Here is a 22,879-nt window from a genome sequence, read left to right on the forward strand (position 1 = left end):
CGGGTGCGTGACGACGGAGGTGGGCCAGGAAGAGCCGGGGAGGAGCGGCAGCGCGCGCCCGGTGAAAGGGGAAGAGCTCGGCCCGCGACGGGGTCACCGAGGGAGGGAGGGGCCGGTCAGGCGGCCCGCTGCCGGGTCAGGCGCAACAAGAGGCGGACCACACGCGACCGAAGTCGATGTGGCCGCGGGTGACCAACGGCTGCTGCTTCTGCATGATGCCAATTGAGCACGGGAGGTCACGCGAAGTCAACACGTGCCCGCGCTGTGGGCGGCCCGGCCCGCCCCGCCACCCGCCCCGACTCCGGTACTCGCCCGGTGCGGTCGGCTCGGCGGCGTACGGGGGCGTACTTGACAGCGGTCCGTCGTACACCCGTACGATCCAGGGGTGTGCGGCACCGGCCGTACGGACGCCCCTGTGTCCGTCCGTACGAACTCCGGTACGCACCGGCCGCGTTGAGGGACGCGGTATGTGTGACGACACCTGCCGCCCGGTCCATGCCACCGACCGCACCCCGCCGCCTCCCCGCCGGAGCCCTCACATGTCCCTGTCGCCCTCGCTCGACGGACCCCGCACCACCCGCGCCTCCACCCCACCCGGAACCTCCCCGCTCCACCGGGAACCGACGGAACCCGACGAGATCACCCGTATCGTCCCCCGGCGCCACCCCGGCCGCTGGCTGTCGGCCGGTGTCGCCCTGCTCGCCCTCGCGATGGCCGTCAATTCCGTCATCCGCAACGAACGGTTCCAATGGGGCGTGGTCGGCCGGTACTTCACCACCCCCGCCGTCCTCGACGGCCTGCTGCTCACCCTGTGGCTGACCGCCGCCGTGATGGTGCTCGGCTTTCTCATCGGCACCGCCCTCGCCGTCATGCGCCTCTCCGCCAACCCCGTGCTGAACACGCTCAGTTGGGGCTACATCTGGATCTTCCGCGCCACTCCGCTGCTGGTGCAGCTCCTGTTCTGGTTCAACATCGGCGCGCTCTACCCGACCCTGGGCCTCGGCATCCCCTTCGGCCCGGAATTCCTCACCTTCAAGACGGTGAACCTCTTCGGCCCGACCCTCACCGCGGTGATCGGACTCACCCTGCACGAGGCCGCCTACGCGGCCGAGGTGGTGCGCGGCGGCATCCTCTCCGTGGACGCGGGCCAGACGGAGGCCGCGGCCTCGCTCGGGCTGAGCCGGTGGCGGGTGCTGCGCCGGGTGATCGTGCCGCAGGCGATGCGCTCGATCGTCCCCACGGCGGGCAACATGCTCATCGGCACCCTCAAGGGCACCAGCATCATCAGCGTGCTCGCGGTCCAGGACCTGCTCTACTCCGTACAGCTCGTCTACAACCGCACCTACCAGATCATCCCGCTGCTGATGGTCGCGACCCTCTGGTACGTCCTCGTCACGACCGTCCTCTCGGTGGCGCAGTTCTTCGTCGAGCGCCATTACGCACGCGGCGCGGCCCGCGAACTGCCGCCCACCCCGCTGGACCGGCTGCGCGCCCAGGTCACCGCGGTGAGCGTCCGGGTCGCGGCCTCGCGCCGCCGGGGAGAGCCTGGAGGGGAGAGCCCCCGAGGCGATGGCGGAGAGGAACGATCCACGTGAACAGTGCGGACGAGGCGGCAGCGGCGCCCCACCCCGGCGCAGAGGTCGTCGTGGCCCTCACCGGCGGGGCGAAGGAGGACGCGCACGCGGTGTTCGGCGCGCTCCGTACGGCCTACATCTGCGACCGGGCCCCCGACGATCTCCCGCAGAACGTGCCCGGCGTGCGCTCGACGGTGTGGATCGCGACCTTCGACGCCACGGAGGTGCGACACGATCCCGCGGCCACCCGGCTGACGGCGCCGGTCGTGGCCACCCTCCAGGGCGGCTACACGGCGGTGGAGCATGTGCGCAAGGCCCTGGCCTCGGCCTTCACCGTACGCGTCCTCGGCAAGGCCTCCGGCGACCAGGAGGAGGAGATCCAGGTACGCCTGGAGAACCGCTGAACCGTGGCGCCGGTCCCGCCGACCGTCGTCCCGTTCGGCCGAACGGGACGACGCGGTGACGACGGTCACTCCAGGTCGGCGTCAGGAGCCTCGGCGACGAGATGTACGGCGGCCTCCTCCGCCGACGCGGCGGCGCCGTCGATCCCCACATCGCTGGCGATCATGTCCTTCTCCGCGTCCTCGTGGGCGCCCTCGTCGGGGGCCACCAGCCGCCCGGACCGGTCGTCGCCCACCTCGTCGTCCAGTTGCTCGCCCTCGCCGTACGGCAGGTCCCCGATGCCGTCCCCGTCCAGCGGGCTGAGCTCGGGGACCTCCTCGGCGAGCCGCTGGTCCAGTGACTCGCCCGCGGCGCGCTCGGCGGCCGTCGTCCCCCTGCTCTCGACGCCCAGCGGGCGTTCGGGCGGCGACCAGCCCTCGTCGAAGGGGTCGGAGCCGCGGTCCAGCAGCGTGTCCTCGGCGTCGAGGATGCCCTCGTCCTCGCCGATGTCGGAGCCGTCGGGCTGGTAGACCTCGTCGCCCATCTCCGGTCCGCTGTCGCCGCTCACGTCGCTCTCCGTTCTCCTCGCTCCCGTAGCCAGGACGGCCGTGGCCGGTCCCTGTCCTCCCACCCTCCCACCTCTCATCCCGGTGTCAAACGGCCGGTGACCGGCCGTACGGCGCCCGCCCGGCCCCGTAACGCCGTACCTCCCCGCACCTCCCCTGTTGCGCGACGCGGCGAGTCGGGGAAAGGTCCTGAAGAGCCGGGAGTACGCGGGCCGGCGGCCGAGTTCGAGGAGGAATCGCCATGCCCATCGCGACGGTGAACCCCGCCAGCGGAGAGACGCTGCTGACCTTCGACCCGCTGGGGGCCGAGGAGATCGAGGCCCGCCTGGCGGCGGCCCACGCCGCGTTCCGGCAGTACCGCACCACCGGCTTCGCCGAGCGGGCGAGACTGCTGAACCGCGCCGCCGACCTGCTGGAGCACGACGAGGCCGACATCGCCCGCATCATGACCACCGAGATGGGCAAGCCGGTCGCCGCCGCCCGTGCCGAGGCCGCCAAGTGCGTGAAGGCGATGCGCTGGTACGCCGACCGCGCCGCGGGACTGCTCGCCGATGAGCACCCCTCGGACGCCGACGTGAAGGACTCCGGCGCCGCCCGGGCCGTCGTCCGCCACCGCCCGCTCGGGGTGGTTCTCGCCGTGATGCCGTGGAACTTCCCCCTCTGGCAGGTCGTACGGTTCGCGGCCCCCGCCCTCATGGCCGGCAACGTGGGCCTGCTCAAACACGCCTCGAACGTCCCGCAGACCGCGCTCTACCTGGAGGACCTCTTCCGCCGGGCCGGCTTCCCCGACGGCTGTTTCCAGACGCTGCTCGTGGGGTCGGACGCGGTCGAGGCCGTCCTGCGTGACCCCCGCGTGGCCGCGGCCACCCTCACCGGCAGCGAACCGGCCGGCCGCGCGGTCGCCGCGGTCGCGGGCGACGAGATCAAGAAGACGGTCCTGGAGCTGGGCGGCAGCGACCCGTACGTGGTGATGCCCTCCGCGGACATCGAACGGGCGGCGCGGACCGCGGTGACCGCCAGGACGCAGAACAACGGCCAGTCGTGCATCGCCGCCAAGCGCTTCATCGTCCACGAGGACGTGTTCGACACGTTCGCCGCCCTCTTCACCGCCGGCATGCGCGATCTGACGGTCGGCGACCCGCTGGACGAGTCCACGGACATCGGCCCGCTCGCCAGCGAACGGGGCAGGGCCGATCTGGAGGAACTGGTCGAGGACGCGCTGCGGCAGGGGGCGACCTCGCTGTGCGGCGGACAGCGCCCCAAGGAGTACGGCAAGGGCTGGTTCTACGAGCCGACCGTCCTCGCCGGGATCACGGACGCGATGCGGATCCACCACGAGGAGACGTTCGGTCCCGTCGCCACGCTCTACCGGATCAAGGATCTCGACGAGGCCGTGACCCTCGCCAACGACACCCCGTTCGGGCTGAGCTCCAACGTATGGACGCGCGACGAGGCCGAAATGGGCCGCTTCGTGCGCGACCTGGAGGCGGGCGGTGTGTTCTTCAACGGGATGACGGCCTCGCACCCCGCCCTGCCTTTCGGCGGCGTGAAGCGCTCGGGCTACGGGCGGGAGCTGTCCGGGCCGGGCATCCGCGCCTTCTGCAACACGACCACGGTGTGGTACGCCCCGGACACCGTCGATCCCTGACAGGACCGGTGCCTACTGAGGCTAGATTGGTCGCCATGAGCAATCTTGATCGTCAGGCCACCGCCACCGTCTGCGGCGGTCGCGGCTTCGTCGTCGCCGAGCCGGTACGAGAACTGCTGAGCCCCCGCGCCGTCCGGCTGGGTGAGTCCACCGAAGTCCGCAGACTGCTGCCCAACCTCGGCCGCCGCATGGTGGGCGCGTTCGCCTTCGTCGACCACTACGGGCCCGACGACATCGCCGACGAGCCCGGTATGCAGGTACCGCCGCACCCGCACATGGGGCTCCAGACGGTGAGCTGGCTGCACGACGGCGAGGTGCTGCACCGCGACAGCCTCGGCAGCCTCCAGACCGTACGCCCGCGCGAACTCGGCCTGATGACCGCGGGCCGGGCGATCTCCCACTCGGAGGAGAGCCCCCGCTCCCACGCCCGCTTCCTGCACGGGGCGCAGCTGTGGGTCGCGCTCCCGGACGCCCACCGCGAGGTCACCCCGCACTTCCAGCACCACGCCGAACTGCCCGAGGTCACCGCCCCCGGTCTGGCCGCCACCGTCATCCTGGGCACACTCGACGGCACGGTCTCCCCGGGTACCACGTACACCCCGCTGGTCGCCGCGGACCTCGCCCTGGCCGGTGGCAGCGAGACCCGGCTGCCGCTCGAACCCGACTTCGAGTACGCGGTGCTGTGCATGTCCGGCGAGACCGAGGTCGACGGTGTGCCCGTACTCCCCGGCTCCATGCTCTACCTGGGCTGCGGCCGTACCGAACTCCCCCTGCGCGCCGCGTCCGACGCCGGACTGATGCTTCTCGGCGGCGAGCCCTTCGAGGAGGAGCTGGTCATGTGGTGGAACTTCGTGGGCCGTTCGCACGAGGAGATCGAGCGGGCCCGGAAGGACTGGATGGAGACCTCCCGCTTCGGAGAGGTGACCGGCTACGCGGGCGACCGGCTGCCCGCCCCGGAACTGCCCCCGGTGGCGCTGAAACCGCGGGGCCGGGTGCGCTGACCTTCGGCGCCGAGACCGGGAGTCTCCCTCGCAGTTCTCTCAGCGTCCCCCCGCCGGTTCGGCGGGGGGACGCGGTGGTGTCAGCCGGCGGCCGATGTCCCGGTCGGCCGGGGCACAGGTGAAGAGGCCCGTCGGGACGGCAGCGGCGAGGGCCCGGTAGCCGGCGGGGTTGAGGTGGAGGTGGTCACCGGCGTCGTACGCGGGGGAGAGCCGGCGGGGGGCCCGGGGGTCCCGGACCGCCCGGTCGAAGTCGACGACGGCGTCGAACCGGTCACTGGTGCGGATCCACTCGTTGACCGCCCGGCGGGCGGACTCGTGCGCACCGGCCGGGTCGTCGTAGTCGTTCCCCTCGAACGGGGTGAGGGTGGCGCCGTGGACCCGGATGCCCTGGGCGTGGGCGCGTGTGACGATCTGCCGGTAGGCGCCGATGAGTTCGGCTGTGATCCGCTCCGCAGCGGCGTCCGAGGTCCCCGCCGTACCGATGTCGTTGACACCCTCGAAGACGAAGAGCCGGCTGACCCCGCTCTGGGCCAGGACGTCACGGTCCAGCCGGGCCAGGGCGTTGGGGCCCAGGCCGTCACGGAGCACCCGGTTGCCGCCGGCCGCCTGGTTGAGGATCGCGACACCGGAGGTGGCGGGGTGGGACTGGAGCCGTTCCAGGAGCTGGTCCGGCCACCGGTCGTTCCCGTTGGTGGTGGACCCGCGGCCGTCCGTGAGCGAATCACCCAGCATCACGGCCGCGGTGGTGGTGCTCCTGGACCAGACCTCGACCCCGCTGAGGAAGTACCAGTGGTCGACCGCGGTGGCACCGGGCAGGTCGCTGTCGTCGAGGTGGGCGCCGGTCAGCATGTACGAGGTCGTCCTCGACCCGGGGTGGGAGGTGAGGGACGAGGACGCCTGGCCGTCGGCCAGACGGAGCGTCACGGTCAGGTTCGTCCCGGGCTCGACGGCGAAGTCCAGCGGGTCACTGACCGCCTGTGCGCCCTTGGGGATGTCGATGCCCCGCTGTTCGCCGAACGTCACCGCTCGCGCGCTACCGGGCACGATGGCGCTGACGCCCGCCTCACCGTCCGCCGGCCGTGCCACGGAGACGGCCGTGACGGGCAGGTTCGTACCCCCGAACGCGTTGGAGAGACGTATCCGCGTGTACCGGCCGCCGACCGACACACGTACCGTCTGACGCAGTGTGCTGTTCCCGAACACCAGGTCGCCCTGGGTGTACGGCGCGGGCGGCAGGTCGGCCGGCTCGGTGAGCTGGGGCATGGCCGTCCAGGTGTTCACCCAGTGCGCGCCCGCCGTCCCGGCGCCGGCGTGGCCGGACGAGCCGGCTGTGTCGACTACGCCGACCAGCGGTGACGTTCGCTTCATGGGTGACCTGCCTCCATCTGTTCGCAGAGCGGGTGATGCCGGGCAGGGCGGGGTGGACCCGGCCGTCGACATCATCGCCGCTGCTTCACAAGATCGTCATCGATCGCCTCAACTACAGCTACCTCGGCCCGCCGGAGAGCCTGCGGCCCGGTCGGCAATGGCCGGACGGAGGGTGCCGCAGCCGTTGCCCCTCCAGCCACCCGGAACCCTCGCATGTTCACAAGCTTTTCCCCGCGCGCCGCTCGGCGTGGACCGGCCCGTCCTGCTCGACACGTACGCGGAGAGCGAGCAGGAGTGGCGCGCCGTGCTCCAGCGCGCGTCACGGACGGGCGCCGAACGGGCCGGTGTCCCCATCGACCCACGTCACCCGCCCATGACCGCGATCCGGAGCGCGATCGGCCGACGCGAGCAGGTGCTGCTCCTGGTCTCGCTCGCCGGGATGCAGGGGTTCGACGTGCCGCACTGGGTGCTCTGCCACGGCGGCGTACCGGGCGCCGTCGTGATCGAGGACCCCTGGGCCAACGCGGCCGCGGGGGACACCTGGGTCGATGCCCACCTGCTGCCCGTATCCGACGCGTCGCTCGACACGATGTCGGTGATCTCGTCGGATCCCTTCCGCGGTGCCGTGATCATCGGCCGCCCGGAGCGGCGCGCCGTGTCCTCCTCGCCCGAACTCAGGGCCGGTACCGTACGAAACTGAGGTGGGCGAACCCCTCGCCCGCGCGTGGCGCCCGGGTCCAGGACCGGGTGGTGAAGGTGTGGAGTCTGCCCCGGGTCAGCGCGAAGCGGGGGAGCGAGAGCCCAAGTTCGGTGTGCAGGGCCGCCAGCACACGCGGCTCCCCGTCCAGTTCACCGTCGCCCGGGCGGAACAGCCGTCCGGGGTCCAGGGCCTCGGGTATCGCGCCGGAGCGGTGGATCTCCGTACCCCGCACGGTGAAGGAGTACAGCTCCTCGCCCCGTTCGGCCACCGACAGGTGGAACGCGGCCTGGGGGTCGTCCGGGTGCGTGCGTCCCGGGTCGCGCCACACCACCACCGCGCGGCCGGACGAGGAGGCGGCCGGAGCGGGGGACAGGAACCGTTTGCCCAGGCGGTGGTGGGAGTGCCCGTCGAACGCGAAGGCCCACGCTTCGGCGGTGCGGCCGACGGCGACCACGGCCCGGTCCTCCCAGAGTTCCACGCCCGCACGCCCCTGGGACGTGGCTGCGCGCCGGAACGTCGTGTACGGATCCGCCGGAGCGCTCAGTTCGGCGCCGTCCTCACCGATCAGAGCGGGCAGGCGGGCCGGGTCGACGCCCTCGACCCAGACACAGCGGTATCCGTCGAGCGGCTGCCCGTGAGCATCGGGCTCCGTCAGCCAGGCCAGGCCCGGCGGATCGAGAACGGGCACCGGCTCAGGTGCCGGTCCCGTCTCCCCGCACCGTGGTGTCGCGAGAAGGTCCCGCCCACGCTCCGGGGTGATCAGCGGCCCCAGAACCGGATCGGCGAGCAGGCCGACCGGGGCGATCAGCAAGGGCCCCGGCGCCTCCCACAGCGCAAGCGCCTCCCGCAGCACCTGCCACGCGGCGTCGGCCGCTCCCCACCGGGCCGACTCCCGGGCCTCGGTGACGGCCCGGCCCCACGCACCGGGAGGCGCGTAGCGGTGGGTGCCGTCCCGCATGGCGCTCAGTACGGCCTCGGCGGTCCGCCACGCGGCCCCACGGGCGGCCATCATCCCGAGCCAGTGGTCGTCCCCGCCGAGCCGCCACTCTCCGCGGGCCGGCGCCATGGCCTCCACCGGCAGAATCTCGGGCAGGTAGCGCGGGTCGGCCACCAGGTTGCCGTAACCCCGGGAGCCGCGTGGGGCCAGCAGATGGTGGAGCTGGTTCAGCAGGACGCCGCTCCGTGGCCGCCCGAAGGACAGCGCCTCCTCGAACAGGGGCAGGGCCTCCTCGTACCGTCCGCGCAGGGCCAGCAGGCGGGCCTCCTCCACGCGCGCGTCCTGGGCGCGCGTGGTCGCGTTCACGAAGTCGGACCGCTCCACCCGGTCGGAGTGGAAGCCGCGGTACATGACCTCCATGTACGCGCGGAACGACGGGTAACGGCACGGCGGTTCGCCGCTCCAGCCCTTGTGGACGTAGAGCGCCCACTCGCCGTCCTGATCGCGGTCGCCCGGGTCGAGAAGGGCGTGCGACATGTCGGAGTCCGTCTCCAGCCGCAGCGCCCGTCGCCACATCCCGGCCAGCAGGACCTCCTCCGCCCTCGGGTTGTCGTCCAGATTCTGCTCGTACAGCGGGCTCATGTCGTACGGATCCTGGAACCAGCCGATGTCCGCGGCGCCGCCGAGCTGATAGACCCCGGCCGTCTGGTCCACGTACCACCCGTCGCTCACGGCCAGGAACTCCCGGTACGACGCCGGCAGCCGCTGCCCCAGCCGCTCCTCGGCCGCGGCGATCGCCGCCTCGTCCGCCCCCGGCCTGCCCGGGAGGACGGCGGTCTGCCCGCCGTCCTCGTCCTTGTCCTCCACCGCGTCGGCGCGCGGAACCCACTCCTCCTGCCAACCTCCGAGGAAATCGTGCCAGTTGAACGCCTCGCCACTCATGACCTGATGGTGTCACCCGGCACTGACAACGGAGCCCCGGCTGCTGGGCGAACCGGACGCGTCACGGGCCGGGCCTCACGGCCGCGCGTGTGTCGGCACGGTGAGGATTTCGGCTCCGTCCTCGGTGATGGCGATGGTGTGCTCGCTGTGCGCGGTGCGGCAGCCGGTCGCACTGCGCAGCGTCCATCCGTCGGCATCGGTGACGAGCTGAGCGGTGTCCGCCATGACCCACGGCTCCAGTGCCAGCAGCAGCCCCGGGCGCAGTGTGTAGCCACGGCCGGGCCGTCCGGTGTTCGACACGTGCGGGTCCTGATGCATCGTTGATCCGATGCCATGGCCTCCGAACTCGGTGTTGATCGGGTATCCCGCCGTGCTGAGGACCGTGCCGATGGCATGGGAGATGTCACCGATGCGAGCCCCGGGCCCGGCGGCGGCGATCCCCGCGGCCAGCGCGCGTTCGGTCGCGCTGATCATGGCGACGCTCTCCGGGGGCAGTGTGTCGCCCACGATGAAGCTGATGGCGGCGTCCGCGGCGACTCCGCCTCGGGAGACGGCGAGGTCGAGTGTCAGCAGATCGCCGTCGGCGAGTGTGTAGTCGTACGGCCGTCCGTGGAGCACGGCGTCGTTGACGGCCGTGCAGATGTAGTGGCCGAACGGGCCGCGTCCGAAGGACGGCTCGTAGTCGACGTAACAGGAGAGCGCTCCCGCCTCCACGATCATGGACTTGGCCCACCGGTCGATGTCCAGAAGGTTCGTGCCGATCGAGCTACGGCTCTTCAGCGCCTGCAGGATGTCGGCGACCAGGGCGCCGGTGTCTTTTGCTCGGGCCAGCAGGGTGGAGTTCAGGATCTCGATCATGTGGCGTCCTTCTCGCGCAACCAATAACTATACCGGCCGCACTATACCGGTATGAGAATTGGGTTCCGTGTCAGGGTGTCGCTCGCTGGGGGGCAAAGACCGCCGTCTCCGTCACGCCCCGCGCGTCGACGCCACAGTGGCTCCGTATCGACAACTTGGTACGGTGCGCGGGTTCACCGCTCGGAGAGTCATGGCAGTGCTGAAGAGGGAGAGGCCGGGCCACGATGCAGGCATCAGAGGTCCCGCGTGCGATGGCCGCGGCCATGTCGACCGCCTCATCACTCGGCCTGACCGCCGACGACGTGACCGTTCTTCAGGACTCGAACAGGCTCACACTGCGTCTGCTGCCCTGTGACGTCCTGGCCCGGGTGGCACCCGTCGCGCATCAGGCCGCACCGTTCGAAGTCGAGCTTGCTCAGCGGCTCGCCGGAACCGGGTGCCCGGTGGCCGTGCTCGATCCCCGGGTGGAGCCGCGCGTCCACGAGCGTGACGGCTTCGAGGTCACGCTATGGACCTACTACGAACCCGCGACACCCCGAGAGATCTCACCGGCCGACTACGCCGACGCGCTCCAGCGGCTGCACGCCGGCATGCGCGCGCTCGATGTCCCGACGCCGCGCTTCACGGATCGAGTCGAGCAGGCCCGGCGACTCGTGGCGAACCGCGACCGCTCCCCGGCGCTCGCCGACGCGGACCGGGAACTGCTCGGCGCCACGCTACGCGGCCTGGGGCGAGCGATCGGCGAGCGCGGCGCCGCAGAGCAGCTACTGCACGGCGAGCCGCACCCGGGCAACGTGCTCACCACGAAGAACGGGTTGCTGTTCATAGACCTTGAGACCTGTTGCCGTGGGCCCGTCGAATTCGACCTCGCCCATGCCCCCGAAGAAGTCGGCGAGCACTATCCGGGTGTCGATCAAGACCTGCTGCGCCAGTGCCGGGTTCTCGTACTGGCGATGATCACGGCATGGCGCTGGGATCGAGGCGACCAACTCCCGAACGGGCGCCAACTGGGCGCCGAGTGGCTCAGCGGGATCCGGGCGGCACTCGACAGCAACGACTTTGACATCCCTGGCTGACCGGGGACCTTCGCGGTCGTAGCCGACCGGCTGCTGATGCCGGGATCTGCCGTGAGTCCGGCCTTGGCCAGTCGTACGCAGGCTCCAGCAGCCCATGCCGTCGGCTCGACGACCGATTCGGGCTCCGTCGGGACAGGGCCGGGTTCAGTTCCCCACGCCGAGGCCGGACATGAACGCGGACGGGTATCGGTCGCCGCGTGCCGCGCCCCGCGGTACCGCCTTCTCGATCTCGGCGAGGTCGTCCGCGGTGAGGGTCAGCTCCGTCGCGGGCAGCGCCTCGGACAGCCGCTCGCGGGTGCGGGCGCCGACCAATGGCACGATGTCCTCGCCCTGTGCGGCCACCCAGGCGATGGCCAGTTGGGCGACCGTGCACCCCTTCGCGTCGGCGACCTGGCGCAGAGCCGCCACGAGGGTGAGGTTGTGTTCCACGTTCCCGCTCGTGAAGCGCGGGCTGAAGCCGCGGCCGTCGCCGGGGTCCGTGGCGTGGCCGGCGGACCAGTGGCCGGAGATGAGGCCGCGGCCGAGGACGCCGTACGCGGTCAGGCCGATGCCGAGTTCACGCAGCGTGGGCAGGACCTCCGCCTCCACCGCGCGGGAGATCAGCGAGTACTCGATCTGCAGGTCGGCGACCGGATGCACGGCATGCGCCCGGCGGATCGTCGCCGCGTCGACCTCCGAGAGGCCGAGGTGGCGCACGTACCCGGCATCGATCATCTCCTTGATCGCGCCCACCGTCTCCTCGATCGGTACCGTGGGGTCGAGCCGGGCGGGACGGTAGAGGTCGATGTGGTCGGTGCCCAGCCGGGTCAGCGAGTAGGCCAGGAAGTTCTGCACCGCCTCGGGACGGGCGTCGTGTCCGCCGAACCCGGGGCCCGGCCCCCGCAGCATGCCGAACTTCACGCTCAGCCGGTAGCTGTCGCGGTCCCGGCCCCGCAGGGCCTCGGCGAGCAGCAGTTCGTTGTGGCCCATCGCGTAGAAGTCGGCGGTGTCGATCAGTGTGACGCCGGCGTCCAGCGCGGCGTGCACGGTGGCGACACTCTCCGCGCGGTCGGCCTCGCCGTAAGCCCCCGACATGGCCATCGCGCCCAGGCCCAGCGCGGAGACGGCCGGGCCGGTGCTGCCCAGGGTTCGGATCTGCATCGTGTGCTCCTTCGTCGTCGATCTGCCATCCACCGTGCGCCCGCGCCGCGTCGTACGGGAGCGGAGCGTTCATCATGGGAGAGCCGCTCCCTGGATCGGCTCGCCCTCGCGAGGGACCCTGGGGTGATGCAACGTGACCAGCTCGCCGACTTCCTGCGCCGCCGCCGTGAGGCGATCCGCCCGGCCGAGGTCGGCATCGCCGACGGCCCCCGGCGCCGCACCACCGGCCTGCGCCGGGAGGAGGTGGCCATGCTCGCCGGCATGTCGGTGGACTACGTCGTACGCATCGAACAGGGCCGCAGCAGCCGGCCCTCGACGCAGATGCTCGGCGCGCTGGCCCGGGCGTTGCGTCTCTCCGACGACGAGCGCGACCACCTGTTCCACCTGGCCGGCCACCGGCCCCCGCCCGCCGACGGGCTGGCAGGCCGGGCCCGCGCCGGCCTGATCCGTATGCTCGACCTGCTCGGCGACACCCCGGCCCTGGTCCTGTCCGACCTGGGCGAGGTCCTCGCCGGGAACCGGGCCGCACTTCTGCTCACGGGCGACCTCACCAGCTTCTCCGGCGACCGGCGCTATGTCGTGCACCGCTGGTTCACCGACCCCGCCGCCCGCGCCGTCTGCCCGCCCGCGGAGCGGGAGGACCACGCCCGCCGTCTCGTCGCCGACCTGCGCGCCGCCGCGGGCCGCCGGTCCGGCGACCCCACGGTCGCCGGACTCGTCGACCGGTTGCGGGCCGCGAGCGCCGACTTCCGCCGGCTCTGGGCCGAACACGAGGTGGCGGTCCGGCGCGCGGACCGCAAGACCTTTCTGAACCCGAGGGTGGGCCGGCTGCTGATGGACTGCGAGACCCTGGTCACGCCCGACCAGGGCCAGCAGCTACTGGTGCTCACCCCGGCGGACGCCGACACCCGCGAGCGGCTGGAACTGCTGCGGGTACTCGGCGTCCAGGATTTCCCCACAGGGTAAGGGAGCCCCGCCCGTACGGTCGTGGGCGGCGCCCCGGAAGCGGGGGGAGGAACAGGCCGTCCGCCTGTCCGCCCGGGGCCGGGTGCTGCGCCGTTGGTGGGAAGCCTGAGGTGTTCTCGCTGCGCCCGGTGACCGGGGTGCCACCGGCTGCGGTTGTATCCATCGGATGGACCACATCACGTTCCTCGTGGCTGTAGTGATCTTGACCGCTCTCGTGTTCGACTTCACCAACGGCTTCCATGACACGGCGAACGCGATGGCGACCTCCGTCGCCACGGGGGCGCTGCGCCCGAGGCACGCCGTTCTGGTCAGTGGCGTGCTCAATCTCGCGGGGGCGTTTCTGTCGACCGAGGTGGCCAGGACGATCTCCGGCGGCATCGTCAGCGACGGTCTGGTCACTCCGGCCATGGTGTTCGCCGGACTGATCGGCGCGGTCCTGTGGAATCTGACGACCTGGCTGCTGGGGCTGCCGTCCAGTTCCTCGCACGCGCTCTTCGGCGGGCTGATCGGCGCCGTGTGGGTGGGGGCCGGACGGGCCGGGGTCCACTTCGACCAGGTGGTCGACAAGATCATCCTTCCGGCGGTCGCCTCGCCGCTGGTGGCGGGGCTCGCGGCGCTGCTGTCCACCACGCTCGCCTACCGGCTGACCGCCCGGGGCCGGGGCATCTCGGTCGACCGCGGTTTCCGGCTCGGCCAGATCGCCTCCGCCTCGCTGGTCTCCCTGGCCCACGGCACCAACGACGCCCAGAAGACCATGGGGGTCATCACGCTCACCCTGATCTCCGTCGGCGCGCTCGCCCCCGGTTCGGGGCCGCCGCTCTGGGTCATCGTGTCCTCCGGGCTGATGATCGCCCTCGGTACCTGTCTCGGCGGCTGGCGGATCATCAGGACCATGGGCAGGGGCCTCACCCACATCAGGGCCCCGCAGGGCTTCGCCGCGGAATCGTCCTCCGCGACCGTGATCCTGACCTCGGCCCACCTGGGTTTCGCCCTGTCCACCACGCAGGTCTGCTCCGGTGCCATCCTCGGGGCGGGCCTGGGCCGTAAGCTCGCCGAAGTGCGCTGGGGGGTCGCCGCGCGTATCGCCATCGCCTGGTGTGTGACCCTGCCCGCCGCCGCGGCGGTCGGCGCGCTCGCCGCGGTCATGGTCGTTTACGGCGGCACGATCGGCACCGTCCTCGTCGCCCTGGCCGCGGCCTCCGCGGCGGCGTTCATCGTGGTCCTCTCCCGCAGGCACCCGGTCACCGCCGGCAATGTGAACGACGCGCACACCGTGACCCTGCGCTCGGACACCGCCCGAGCGAAAGTCTGAGAGGGCGGACCATGGCTTCGAACTGGAGCAGCCTGGGCGAAGTGGCGCTCATCGGCGTCGGCGCCACGGTCGGGATCGTGACCGTGTTCTCGCTGGGTGTCCGCGCCCTCGCGCCACCGGAGGTCCCCAGCGGGGACATGCCCGCCGGCGACGACGTCGAGCGTTCGGCCCCGCTGAGGAAGGCCGTCGCCGCACTGTGCTTCACGGCCTGCGCCGGCGCCGTCGCGTACGGCCTCTGCCTGATGGTTCCGGCACTCCGCTGAACCCTGCCCGAGTACGTGGGTCCACCGGCTTTCCACCAGGTGGCCGGCCTCCCGCGCGAGACCGGGCACGACGCCGGCCCGCCCCGCGCCCCGGCATGCGTACCCGTTTGGCGTGAATGGCGCTGTTGCCCCTGTGCCGCGAGGTACGCGAGCCTGCTGCGTCATGGACCGCGAACACAGCACCGCCGCCGCCTTCTCGCTCTCCCGCCGTCAACTGCTCGCCGCCGCGGGCGCCTCAGGGGTCGCCGCCCTCGGCTCCGCCCCGGCGGCGGCACGGTCGCACGCCGCGCTCTCGCTGTCCTTCACGGCGGCCACCAACGGCGCGGCGACGCTCTCACCCTCCGGGGACCGGCTGATCGCCGAGGTCCAGAACGTGCTGTGGTCGCTGCCGCGCACCGGCGGCGCGGCCGTGCCGCTCACCCCGGCGGGCCTCGAACCCAACCGGCCCGTGCACTCCCCGGACGGCTCGCTCATCCTGTTCTGCGCCTACCAGGGCGGCGGTTACCACCTGTGGACCATGCGGCCGGACGGCTCCGATGTACGGCGGCGGACCGAGGGCCCCTGGGACGACCGGGGGCCCGCCTGGTCGCCGGACGGCACCCGGATCGCCTTCGCCTCCGAGCGCGCGGGAGACCCGGTGGCCGGCGGCCCGTACCGTATCCACGTCCTCGACCTGCACAGTGGCGCCATCACCCGCGTCACCGGGCTCCCCGGGCAGGACGGGCCCCTCCAGGACGGTGGCTGGGAGGACTTCGACCCCACCTGGTCCCCGGACGGCGAGCGGATCCTGTTCGTACGGGCGCGGGCCGTCACCACCGCCACCGGGCCCGCACTGGACGCCCGTACCGTCGCCGCCGTACCGGCCGGGGGAGCGGGGCCGGTCGTGGCCGAACACACCGAGGCCGAGGCCGCGCAGATCCTCACACCGGCCCTCGCGCCGGACGGCCGCCGCCTCGCCTACCTGCGGACCACGCCGTCGGCCCACGCCTCCTGCGCGCTCGTCGTCGACGGCAAACCCGTGACGGTCCCCGGGGACATCGCGGCCGTCCCGCCGCGCTGGACGGCCCGGGGAGAGCTGCTGCTCACGGTCGACGGCCGCTTCACCCTCGTACGCCCCGGAGAGCCGGCGGAACCGGAGACCATCCCGTTCGAGGGGACGCTCCCCGTGGACCGGCCGCGGTACCGCGTCAAGGAGTACGACCTGGGGGAGGGGCGGGTGCGCTCGGTGCGGGGCATCCATCTGCCCGCGCTCTCGCCCGACGGGCGCCGGTTGGCCTTCGCCGCGCTCAACACGCTCTGGCTCGCGGACACTTCGGGCGCCCGGCCGCCCGAGCGGCTGCGCCGGTCGCCCGCCACCCGCTATCCCCTCGGGCCGGTGTGGGCGCGCGACGGGCGCTCGCTGCTGTACGCCGACGACCGCGACGGACTCCTCGGCGTGTACCGGCGCGATCTGGCCACCGGCGAAGAGAGCGCGCTCGCGACGGGCGGCCGGGTCCATCCGGCGCTCTCGCCCGACGGCACCCGGCTCGCCTGTCTCGACCTGGCCGGCCAACTCGTCGTACGCGACCTGGCGACCGGCGCGGAACGGGTCCTCGCGGCCCCGCTCGGCGGTGGCGGACTGCCCGGCCGGCCGAGCTGGTCACCCGACGGGCGGTACCTCGCCCTCTGCGACCGCAACCGCCTCAACCTGCGCTTCAGGGAGGGCTACAACCTCATCCGGGTCGTGGACACCACGACCGGCGCCGACCGGCTGCACACCGTCGCGCCCCATGTGTCCCTCGCCGACCGGTACGACTCCGGGCCCGTCTGGTCCCCCGACGGCCGCTGGATGGCGGTGATCGTGGAGTCCGCGCTCTGTCTGCTGCCCGTCACCCCCGACGGCACCCCGCGAGGAGAATTCCGTACCCTGACCGGCGAACCGGCCGACCACCCCTCCTGGTCCGGCGACTCCGGCACCCTGATGTACCTGTCGGGATCGAGACTGCGGCTCATCGGCGCCGACGGCACCCGCCTGCGCACCGTCCGCGTACCGCTGGACCGGCGCACACCCACCCCCGCCGACACCGTGGTGCACGCCGGGCGGCTGTGGGACGGCACCGGTGACGCCGTACGGGACGACGTCGACATCGTCGTACGCGGCGGCCGGATCGCGGCGGTCGAACCGCACCGCGCCGCCCGCCCCGGCGCCCTCCGGCGGATCGACGCCTCGGAGCGCACGGTCGTCCCCGGCCTGTGGGACACCCACACCCACCCGTGGCAGAGCACCTACGGCGGCCGCCAGAGCGCCGGGCAACTCACGTACGGGATCACCACCGCCGTCTCCCTCGGCGGGTTCGCCTACGAACAGGCCCGTATCCGCGAGGCGGTGGCCTCCGGCCAGCTCGCCGGTCCCCGGCTGCTCACCACCGGCGAACTCCTCGACGGTGCCCGGGTCGCCTACAGCATGGGACGCGCCCACCGCACCCGCGAAGGGCTGCGGCGCTCCCTGGAGCGGGGCGCCGCGCTCGACTGGGACTTCGTCAAAACCTATGTCAGAGCGCCCGGTTGGCTGATGGAGGAGGCGGCGCGGTTCGCCCACGAACGGCTCGGCGTACGAGCCGGCAGCCATCTGCTCTCGCCCGGCATCCAGTTGGGCCAGGACCTGACGACCCATCTGCAGGCCACCCAGCGCGCGGAGTCGGGCCACGCGGTGACCGCGGCAGGCCACGCCTACCAGGACGTGGTCGAGATCTACGGCACGCGCGGGGCCGGCTTCGGCCTCATCGCGACCCCGTTCACCGCCGCACCCCTGATCGGCGCGGACCCCGCGCTCGCCGACGACCCCCGCGTCACCGCCGTGATGCCGCCGTGGGACGTCGCCGCGGTACGGCAGTCGGCGGGCGTGGCACCCACCCCGGCCCAACTCGCCACCCTGCGTACGGAGACGGACGTCTACCGCCGGGTGCTGGCCGCGGGCGGTCTGGTCGCGCTCGGCACGGACGCGCCGCTCGTCCCGGTCGGCCTCTCCCTGCACCTGGGCCTGCGGGCGCTGCACCGGGGCGGGTTGTCGCCGGCGGCGGCGCTGCGCACCGCGACCGTACTGCCGGCCCGGCTCTTCGGGGTCGACCGGGACCTCGGCACCGTCGAGGAGGGCAGGCTCGCCGACCTGACGATGGTGGACGGCGACCCCTTCACGGACTTCGACACGCTGGTACGGACCGTGTCGGTGCTCAGGGGCGGCGTGCCCTACACGACCGAGGAGCTGGTCGCCGCGTTCGGGACCCCCGCGCACCGCGCCCTCACCGGCGACGAGGACCACTGGCTCGCGGTGGGCCGGCTGATGCGGCGGGACGGCTGCTGCGATCCGGGCAGGTGAGAGCGGGGGCGTGAAAGCCCCGGCAGCGCACCACCGGCGCCGGGCCGGGGCTCAGTCAAGGGCGAGCGGGTCCTTGGGCGTCTCCCGCTGGTCCGTGAACAGCCCCTCCGGCGGAAGTTCGAGAGCCAGCGGCTCCTCGCTTTGGTGGCCGTCGCCGCAGCGGGCGAACGGGCCGGTGACCGGGTCCATCAGGGCCCGCATGTGCGGCTCCGCGTGATGGATCCACCAGTTCGACATGCCGAGGGCGGGGTCGAAGCGCAACATCTCCCACGCCCGCCAGACAGAGTCCAGCCGGGAGAGTGCCTGGGCGTGCGTGAACCAGCTCGGGCACCAGATCCGTCCGGAGCCGGGAGCGGGGGCCGGAACGAGGTAGGCGAGCCGGTTGGTGACGAATTCGTGGACGTTCGCGTGGAACAGCTCCGCCGGGCTGGCCGCCTCCTCCTCGTCGTGCCGGATGTCGTCGAGCGACTCGTCCTGCGCCTCTTCGCGGGGTGCTGTCATGGCCTCATGCTCCTCTGCGTAGCTGTACGTCGACGGCCTCGTCGTGACGGCCGACACGGTCCAGGACCTCGGCGAGCAGGATGAGGGACCAGCGCAGGCCGGTCTGGGCGTGGGAGTCGGACGGGTTCCGGTCCACCAGGTCCCGGTAGACGCGGACGGCCCGCCGGGCCGGGTCCACCGCACGGACCGCCCGCTGCCAGTCGCGTCCGCCGCACAGGCTCAACGCGCGGGCCAGCCGCTGCAGGAGCCCTGCGACCTGGCCCGGTGCCAGGCCAGGACGCCCGGTCGCCGCCCGGCAGGCATCCTCGGCCCGCAGGGCGGTGCGCCAGGCCGCGGCGGGGTGCCCCGCCCTCGACTGTCCCTCGGCCAGCCGCAGCAGGGCGTGGGCGAGCGGCAGCTCCTGGCCCTCAGGGTCCGCGACGAGCAGTCTGCGGCGCAGGCGCACCTCGTGCTCCGCCACCGGGACGCACGCACGGAAGCGGCTCGTCCTCAGCGACGCCTTGGCCAGTTCCGCGCAGGTGTCCGCCAGGTCCGCCTCGTGCCGCGCGTCGCCGGCGGCCAGTTCCCCGCGCAGCGCGTACGCCTCACGCAACGCCACGACCGCCCGGTCGGCCGTCGGCCAGGAGCGCGCGTAGCTGGTACCGAGGTCGTGCAGACAGGAAGCCAGCCACGGGAGCGCCTCCTCGCTGTCACGGGACAACCGGCGGTAGTACGGCAGGGCCTGGCGCAGCAGGATGCGCTCCGCGACGGGGCGCCCCAGTCTCCGGTACAGGTAGGCGCCGTCCTGGAGGCTGACGGCGTACCTCTCCGCGTAGAGGCTGGGGGCGTACGCGCTGAGCCGCCGCAGAATGGCGAGGGCCTGGGTCAGCGGAGCGACCGCGTCCGCCGGGCGGCCGAGGGCGTCGTGGGCCAGGGCGAGATTCAGCACGTTCGCGGACTGGAAGTCCAGCTGGCTCGCGCTGAGCGGCAGCCGGGCCTGGGCGTAGATCTCCAGAGCCTCCTGGAAGCCCTCCACCGCCGCCCGATGGTCGCCTGTGCGCACCTGGAAGGTGGCGAGCGCGCTGACCGATTGGGCCAGGCGGGGGCCCATGGTGTCGCGCGAGGTGCGCGCCAGGGCCCGGCGGAGCTCGATGGCCTCGCGGATGAACTTCCGCGCCGCCGCGTGGTCCCCCTCGTCGGAGTGCCCCCAGGCGAGATTGTGCAGGATCTGCGTCAGGTTGGAGCCGTGGGCGCCGGGTGCTTCCGCGGCCAGCGGACGCAGCAGTTCCATCGCCTCCCGTTCCAGCACCACCACCTCCTCGTACGGGCGCGAGGCGAAGCTGTAGTCGACGGCGAGGCCCATCAAGGCGCGCGCGAGATCGGCGGTGTACGCGTCGGGGTTCTCCTTCGCCAGCCGGCGCGAGGTCTCCACCGCCTCCTCGCCCAGCGCCAGCGCCTCCGGATGCCGCCGCAGGCGCCAGAGGTTCGCGCCTCGCTCCGTCAGCGTCGTGGTGAGCAGCAGCGGATCCAGTTCGGGGTGCCGGACCGCCAGCGGGCGGGCGCGTCGGACGGCCTCCTCCGTGTACGCGTCGGAGCGGGCGATCCGGTCGAAGGCCATCGCGTCAGGATCGAGCTGCCAGACCACCTGCGACTGGTTGACGAGCGCCCGCACCAGCCCGCTCTCGCGCTTCTCCCACCCCTCGCCGTCCTCGGCCGCCAGCGCCCGGAAGAGGCTCAACGCCTTGTCGCCGGCGTCGTACGCCTCGCTCAGACGCCCGGTCATACGGCAGGCTTCCGACAGGACCAGCAGCGAATCGGCCAGCTCCGTGCGGTGCGTCGTCGCCCCGTCGCCCGCCGCGCCCTCGCGGATCGCCACCGCCTCGACGGCCGCCTCCCGGGCGTCCTGCCGGTCGGCGACCGCCAGATGCCGCTCGGCCAGGTTGTGCAGCGCCCAGGCCCGGTCGCGCAGCGCGCGCGGATCGTCGCCCGTGGTACGGCACAGGCCGCTCAGCGCACGGGCGACATCGAGGGCGTGGTCGCGCAGGATGTGGGACTGCGCCGGCAGCGCGTCCGAGTGCGCGCGCAGCACGGCCGCGGTCAGTGGCGTGCCGGCGGGTACGGAGCGCAGCGCCGCGCGCAGCCGGCCGATGACGGTCCGTGCCTGATCCGGGCGTCCCTCGTTGGCGTGGGCCACGGCGGACCGGGCCAGTACGGTGAGGGTCTGCACCCGCTGATGGTCAGGGGCCCGGCCGAACAGCCGCGCCAGCAGCCCGCTGTCGGCGACGATCTGCTCCGAGGCGTGGTACTCCGCCAGCCGGTCCGGTTCGAGCTGTCCCCAGTGGCGCCCCTCGGGCGGCGGATACAGATCACTCAGCCAGCCGACGATGTCCGTGACCAGCCAGGGGGGTTCGTCCGGCAGCAGCCGTGCGACGGTCTCCCGTGCCTCCCGCTCGTCCTGCGCGGGGCACAGCACGGCCGCCGCCACCGCCGGTTCGAGATGTCTGATCCCCCGGGACTCCAGACCCCATCCGTCGGCGGTCTCCTGCCAGTACTTCCGCTCGTGGTCCAGGAGTTCGTCCTCCAGCGTCCTTCCGTCCCGCTGGGCAGGCAGGGCGCGGCGCAGCAGCGCGGCCAGCGCCGCCATCTGCACGGTCAGCGCCGTCTCGGCCCCGGCGCCCGCCGCCGGGTGGGTGGCCGGGAGGGTGTCGGCGAGCGCGGTCCAGTCGATGTCCGTCCTGCCGGTCACCTCGGCCATACGGTGGGAGAGGTCGCGGGCCGCCCGCCGGAACGCCTCCTCCCGGTCCCCGGCGTCCGGGGTGAGCGCGTGCAGCCTGGTCTCGGGCAGCGCGCCGGTCGCCCTGGTCTGCCAGGAGCCGAGCGAGCGGGCGAGCAGCAGCAGGCGTACCGGATGCCTGACCTCCCGGGTCAGCTCCCGTACCTGCCTGACCAGTTCGGGCCGGGTCTCGGCGTAGTCGATGACCAGCAGCAGCGGGTGCTGGACCGTACGCAGCGCCCGCACGTCGCGGGGGTCGTGCGCCACCTGTCCGACAATCCAGCCGTGGTCGCGCATCCGCGCCATCAACTGCCGCGCCAGCCGCGTCTTTCCCTGGCCGCCGGGAGCGGTGAGCACCCGGACGGCGAGCGGGCCGTCCGGATCGGCCCGGCACCACTCCTCCAGGTCGGCGAGGGTGTCCTCCCTGCCGTGGAACGACACGACCTCGGCGTCGGCCCGCAGCAGCATGATGGGGGAGGTCACGTCCCGCTGGGGCGGCGCCGGATCCAGCAGACCGGCGAGCTCCGCCGGTTCGGGCCGAGGGTCGACGCCGGTCGCCTCCCGCACGACCTCGCGGAAGCCGTCGCAGGCCAGCAGGTCCTCGCTGCGGGTGTACGTCAGCCGGGTGCCCTGATGTGGTCGCCGGTCGGCTCGCACCACGCCCAGGAGCAGCTTCTCGTCGACCGGGAAGACGGCCGCGCCGGACATCCCGGACCAGGGGGTGGTCCGGTCGGCGGTTCTCGGGTCGAGCCCCGAGGTGTCGATGTCCAACAGGCCGATGTCGTCGAGGATTTCGAAGGCCGCCCCGCCGTGCGGCCTGACCCGGCCGACCAGCGACTGCTGGTTCCGGCGGTCCGCGGTCCGTTCCTGGCGGGGGAAACCCGTGGCGGTGAGCCGCTGTTCGGTGCCGCCCGTCACCCAGCGGCCCCAGCGCTGCGGGTGGCGGCCCCGCGCGCCGTCCAGCGTGCTGGGCGTCGGCCAGTCCCGTACCTCCGCGGGGACCTCCAGCAGCGCGGCGTCCACGGTCTCGTCGTGCCGGCGCCACCGCGTCTCCACGGGGAACCGCGCGCCGGAGTCCGGGAGGGACACCGTGATGTCCCCGTACGCGTCCGGCGACAGCAGATGCGCGGCGGTCAGCACGAGCCGGGGCGCGATCAGATAGCCACTGCCGAAGCTCGCGCCGCGAACCTGGACGACCTGTGTCCACTCCATGAGCGGGCCCCCGACTACTCGACGTCGCCCACGGCCACGTCTCCGCCCCCGCGGCGCTCCGGGGTCAGCCGCAGCGTCACCCGCTGGGCGGAGCGGGTCGAGCGCTCACCGCGGGCCTCCGCCTCCGCCACGCCGAACCGCAGCTTCCCGCCGCCGTTCTTCGCCCGCACCAGCTCGATCTCGAACTCCGCCGTGATCTCGCCCAGTACGAAGCGCAACGACGAGTCCTGGCCTCGCCGTTGGGCCTCCGAGAGCTGGGACCGCAGAACCTCGATGGCGTCGGCCAGATCCAGCCAGCCCTCACCGTACTCATCGTGTGCCATGCCC

Annotated in this window: 17 protein-coding genes and 1 pseudogene; 10 read left to right on the forward strand and 8 right to left on the reverse strand. The window is 72.8% G+C overall.

What is annotated here, in order from left to right; all coding sequences use genetic code 11:
- Window positions 1-539 precede the first annotated feature (539 nt).
- Both ACIQ7D_RS04170 and ACIQ7D_RS04175 read left to right on the forward strand, forming a co-directional pair.
- Entirely contained in the window at window positions 540-1,595 is a 1,056-nt protein-coding gene (locus tag ACIQ7D_RS04170; RefSeq protein WP_403933360.1) for an amino acid ABC transporter permease, read from the forward strand.
- Complete coding sequence (locus ACIQ7D_RS04175) at window positions 1,592-1,978, forward strand: hypothetical protein (protein ID WP_403933362.1); 387 nt, start codon at window positions 1,592-1,594, stop codon at window positions 1,976-1,978. Before ACIQ7D_RS04170 ends, ACIQ7D_RS04175 begins: the two co-directional genes overlap by 4 nt.
- 65 nt (window positions 1,979-2,043) lie before the next feature.
- On the opposite strand, the gene ACIQ7D_RS04180 is transcribed toward ACIQ7D_RS04175, so the two are convergent.
- Complete coding sequence (locus ACIQ7D_RS04180) at window positions 2,044-2,499, reverse strand: DUF5709 domain-containing protein (protein WP_403933820.1); 456 nt, start codon at window positions 2,497-2,499, stop codon at window positions 2,044-2,046.
- 263 nt (window positions 2,500-2,762) lie between these two features.
- Here ACIQ7D_RS04180 and ACIQ7D_RS04185 point away from each other — a divergent pair, with 263 nt between their 5' ends.
- Complete coding sequence (locus ACIQ7D_RS04185; RefSeq protein WP_403933363.1) at window positions 2,763-4,169, forward strand: NADP-dependent succinic semialdehyde dehydrogenase; 1,407 nt, start codon at window positions 2,763-2,765, stop codon at window positions 4,167-4,169.
- Between the two features lie 35 nt (window positions 4,170-4,204).
- Window positions 4,205-5,170, forward strand: coding sequence for a pirin family protein (locus ACIQ7D_RS04190; protein WP_403933365.1), 966 nt, complete (start codon window positions 4,205-4,207; stop codon window positions 5,168-5,170).
- Window positions 5,171-5,209: 39 nt separating this feature from the next.
- Here ACIQ7D_RS04190 and ACIQ7D_RS04195 read toward each other — a convergent pair whose 3' ends face one another.
- Window positions 5,210-6,538 (reverse strand): SGNH/GDSL hydrolase family protein, encoded by a 1,329-nt coding sequence (locus ACIQ7D_RS04195; RefSeq protein ID WP_403933367.1) that lies wholly within the window; start codon window positions 6,536-6,538, stop codon window positions 5,210-5,212.
- A gap of 241 nt (window positions 6,539-6,779) precedes the next feature.
- Between ACIQ7D_RS04195 and ACIQ7D_RS04200 the strand changes: the two are divergent.
- Window positions 6,780-7,238: pseudogene (locus tag ACIQ7D_RS04200) on the forward strand (peptidase C39 family protein); the annotation flags it as partial.
- On the opposite strand, the gene ACIQ7D_RS04205 reads toward ACIQ7D_RS04200, so the two are convergent.
- Both ACIQ7D_RS04205 and map read right to left on the reverse strand, forming a co-directional pair.
- Window positions 7,213-9,117, reverse strand: coding sequence for an SMI1/KNR4 family protein (locus ACIQ7D_RS04205; RefSeq protein WP_403933368.1), 1,905 nt, complete (start codon window positions 9,115-9,117; stop codon window positions 7,213-7,215). The pseudogene ACIQ7D_RS04200 and the gene ACIQ7D_RS04205 sit on opposite strands and share 26 nt — an antisense overlap.
- Window positions 9,118-9,192: 75 nt before the next feature.
- On the reverse strand, window positions 9,193-9,975 hold the full coding sequence (map, locus tag ACIQ7D_RS04210) for a type I methionyl aminopeptidase (RefSeq protein ID WP_403933369.1): 783 nt from the start codon (window positions 9,973-9,975) through the stop codon (window positions 9,193-9,195).
- A gap of 224 nt (window positions 9,976-10,199) precedes the next feature.
- Between map and ACIQ7D_RS04215 the strand changes: the two genes are divergently transcribed.
- Window positions 10,200-11,051, forward strand: coding sequence for a phosphotransferase enzyme family protein (locus ACIQ7D_RS04215; RefSeq protein WP_403933371.1), 852 nt, complete (start codon window positions 10,200-10,202; stop codon window positions 11,049-11,051).
- 144 nt (window positions 11,052-11,195) lie between these two features.
- On the opposite strand, the gene ACIQ7D_RS04220 is transcribed toward ACIQ7D_RS04215, so the two are convergent.
- Window positions 11,196-12,191: an aldo/keto reductase gene (locus ACIQ7D_RS04220; protein ID WP_403933373.1), complete on the reverse strand. Its 996-nt coding sequence runs from the start codon at window positions 12,189-12,191 to the stop codon at window positions 11,196-11,198.
- Between the two features lie 126 nt (window positions 12,192-12,317).
- Between ACIQ7D_RS04220 and ACIQ7D_RS04225 the strand changes: the two genes are divergently transcribed.
- The 4 genes from ACIQ7D_RS04225 (at window position 12,318) to ACIQ7D_RS04240 (ending at window position 18,087) form a co-directional block, all read left to right on the forward strand.
- A complete protein-coding gene (locus ACIQ7D_RS04225) occupies window positions 12,318-13,157 on the forward strand; it encodes a helix-turn-helix transcriptional regulator (RefSeq protein WP_403933374.1) in 840 nt (279 codons plus the stop codon).
- A 166-nt stretch (window positions 13,158-13,323) separates the two neighbouring features.
- Window positions 13,324-14,469 carry an anion permease gene (locus ACIQ7D_RS04230; RefSeq protein ID WP_403933376.1) on the forward strand — a complete coding sequence of 382 codons (1,146 nt, stop codon included), beginning with the start codon at window positions 13,324-13,326 and terminating at the stop codon, window positions 14,467-14,469.
- An 11-nt stretch (window positions 14,470-14,480) separates the two neighbouring features.
- Window positions 14,481-14,732, forward strand: a complete 252-nt coding sequence (locus ACIQ7D_RS04235; RefSeq protein ID WP_403933378.1) for a hypothetical protein — start codon at window positions 14,481-14,483, stop codon at window positions 14,730-14,732.
- A gap of 163 nt (window positions 14,733-14,895) precedes the next feature.
- A complete protein-coding gene (locus tag ACIQ7D_RS04240; protein ID WP_403933380.1) occupies window positions 14,896-18,087 on the forward strand; it encodes an amidohydrolase family protein in 3,192 nt (1,063 codons plus the stop codon).
- A gap of 51 nt (window positions 18,088-18,138) precedes the next feature.
- Here ACIQ7D_RS04240 and ACIQ7D_RS04245 read toward each other — a convergent pair whose 3' ends face one another.
- From ACIQ7D_RS04245 to ACIQ7D_RS04255, 3 genes are read right to left on the reverse strand one after another with little or no spacing between them, the layout of a single operon-like run.
- Window positions 18,139-18,588, reverse strand: coding sequence for a DUF4913 domain-containing protein (locus tag ACIQ7D_RS04245; RefSeq protein WP_403933382.1), 450 nt, complete (start codon window positions 18,586-18,588; stop codon window positions 18,139-18,141).
- 4 nt (window positions 18,589-18,592) lie between these two features.
- On the reverse strand, window positions 18,593-22,552 hold the full coding sequence (locus ACIQ7D_RS04250) for a tetratricopeptide repeat protein (protein ID WP_403933384.1): 3,960 nt from the start codon (window positions 22,550-22,552) through the stop codon (window positions 18,593-18,595).
- Between the two features lie 14 nt (window positions 22,553-22,566).
- Entirely contained in the window at window positions 22,567-22,875 is a 309-nt protein-coding gene (locus ACIQ7D_RS04255) for a trypco2 family protein (RefSeq protein ID WP_403933385.1), read from the reverse strand.
- Window positions 22,876-22,879: the final 4 nt, after the last annotated feature.

Source organism: Streptomyces sp. NPDC096310 (assembly GCF_044763125.1).
In the GTDB taxonomy this organism is placed as follows: Bacteria; Actinomycetota; Actinomycetes; order Streptomycetales; family Streptomycetaceae; genus Streptomyces.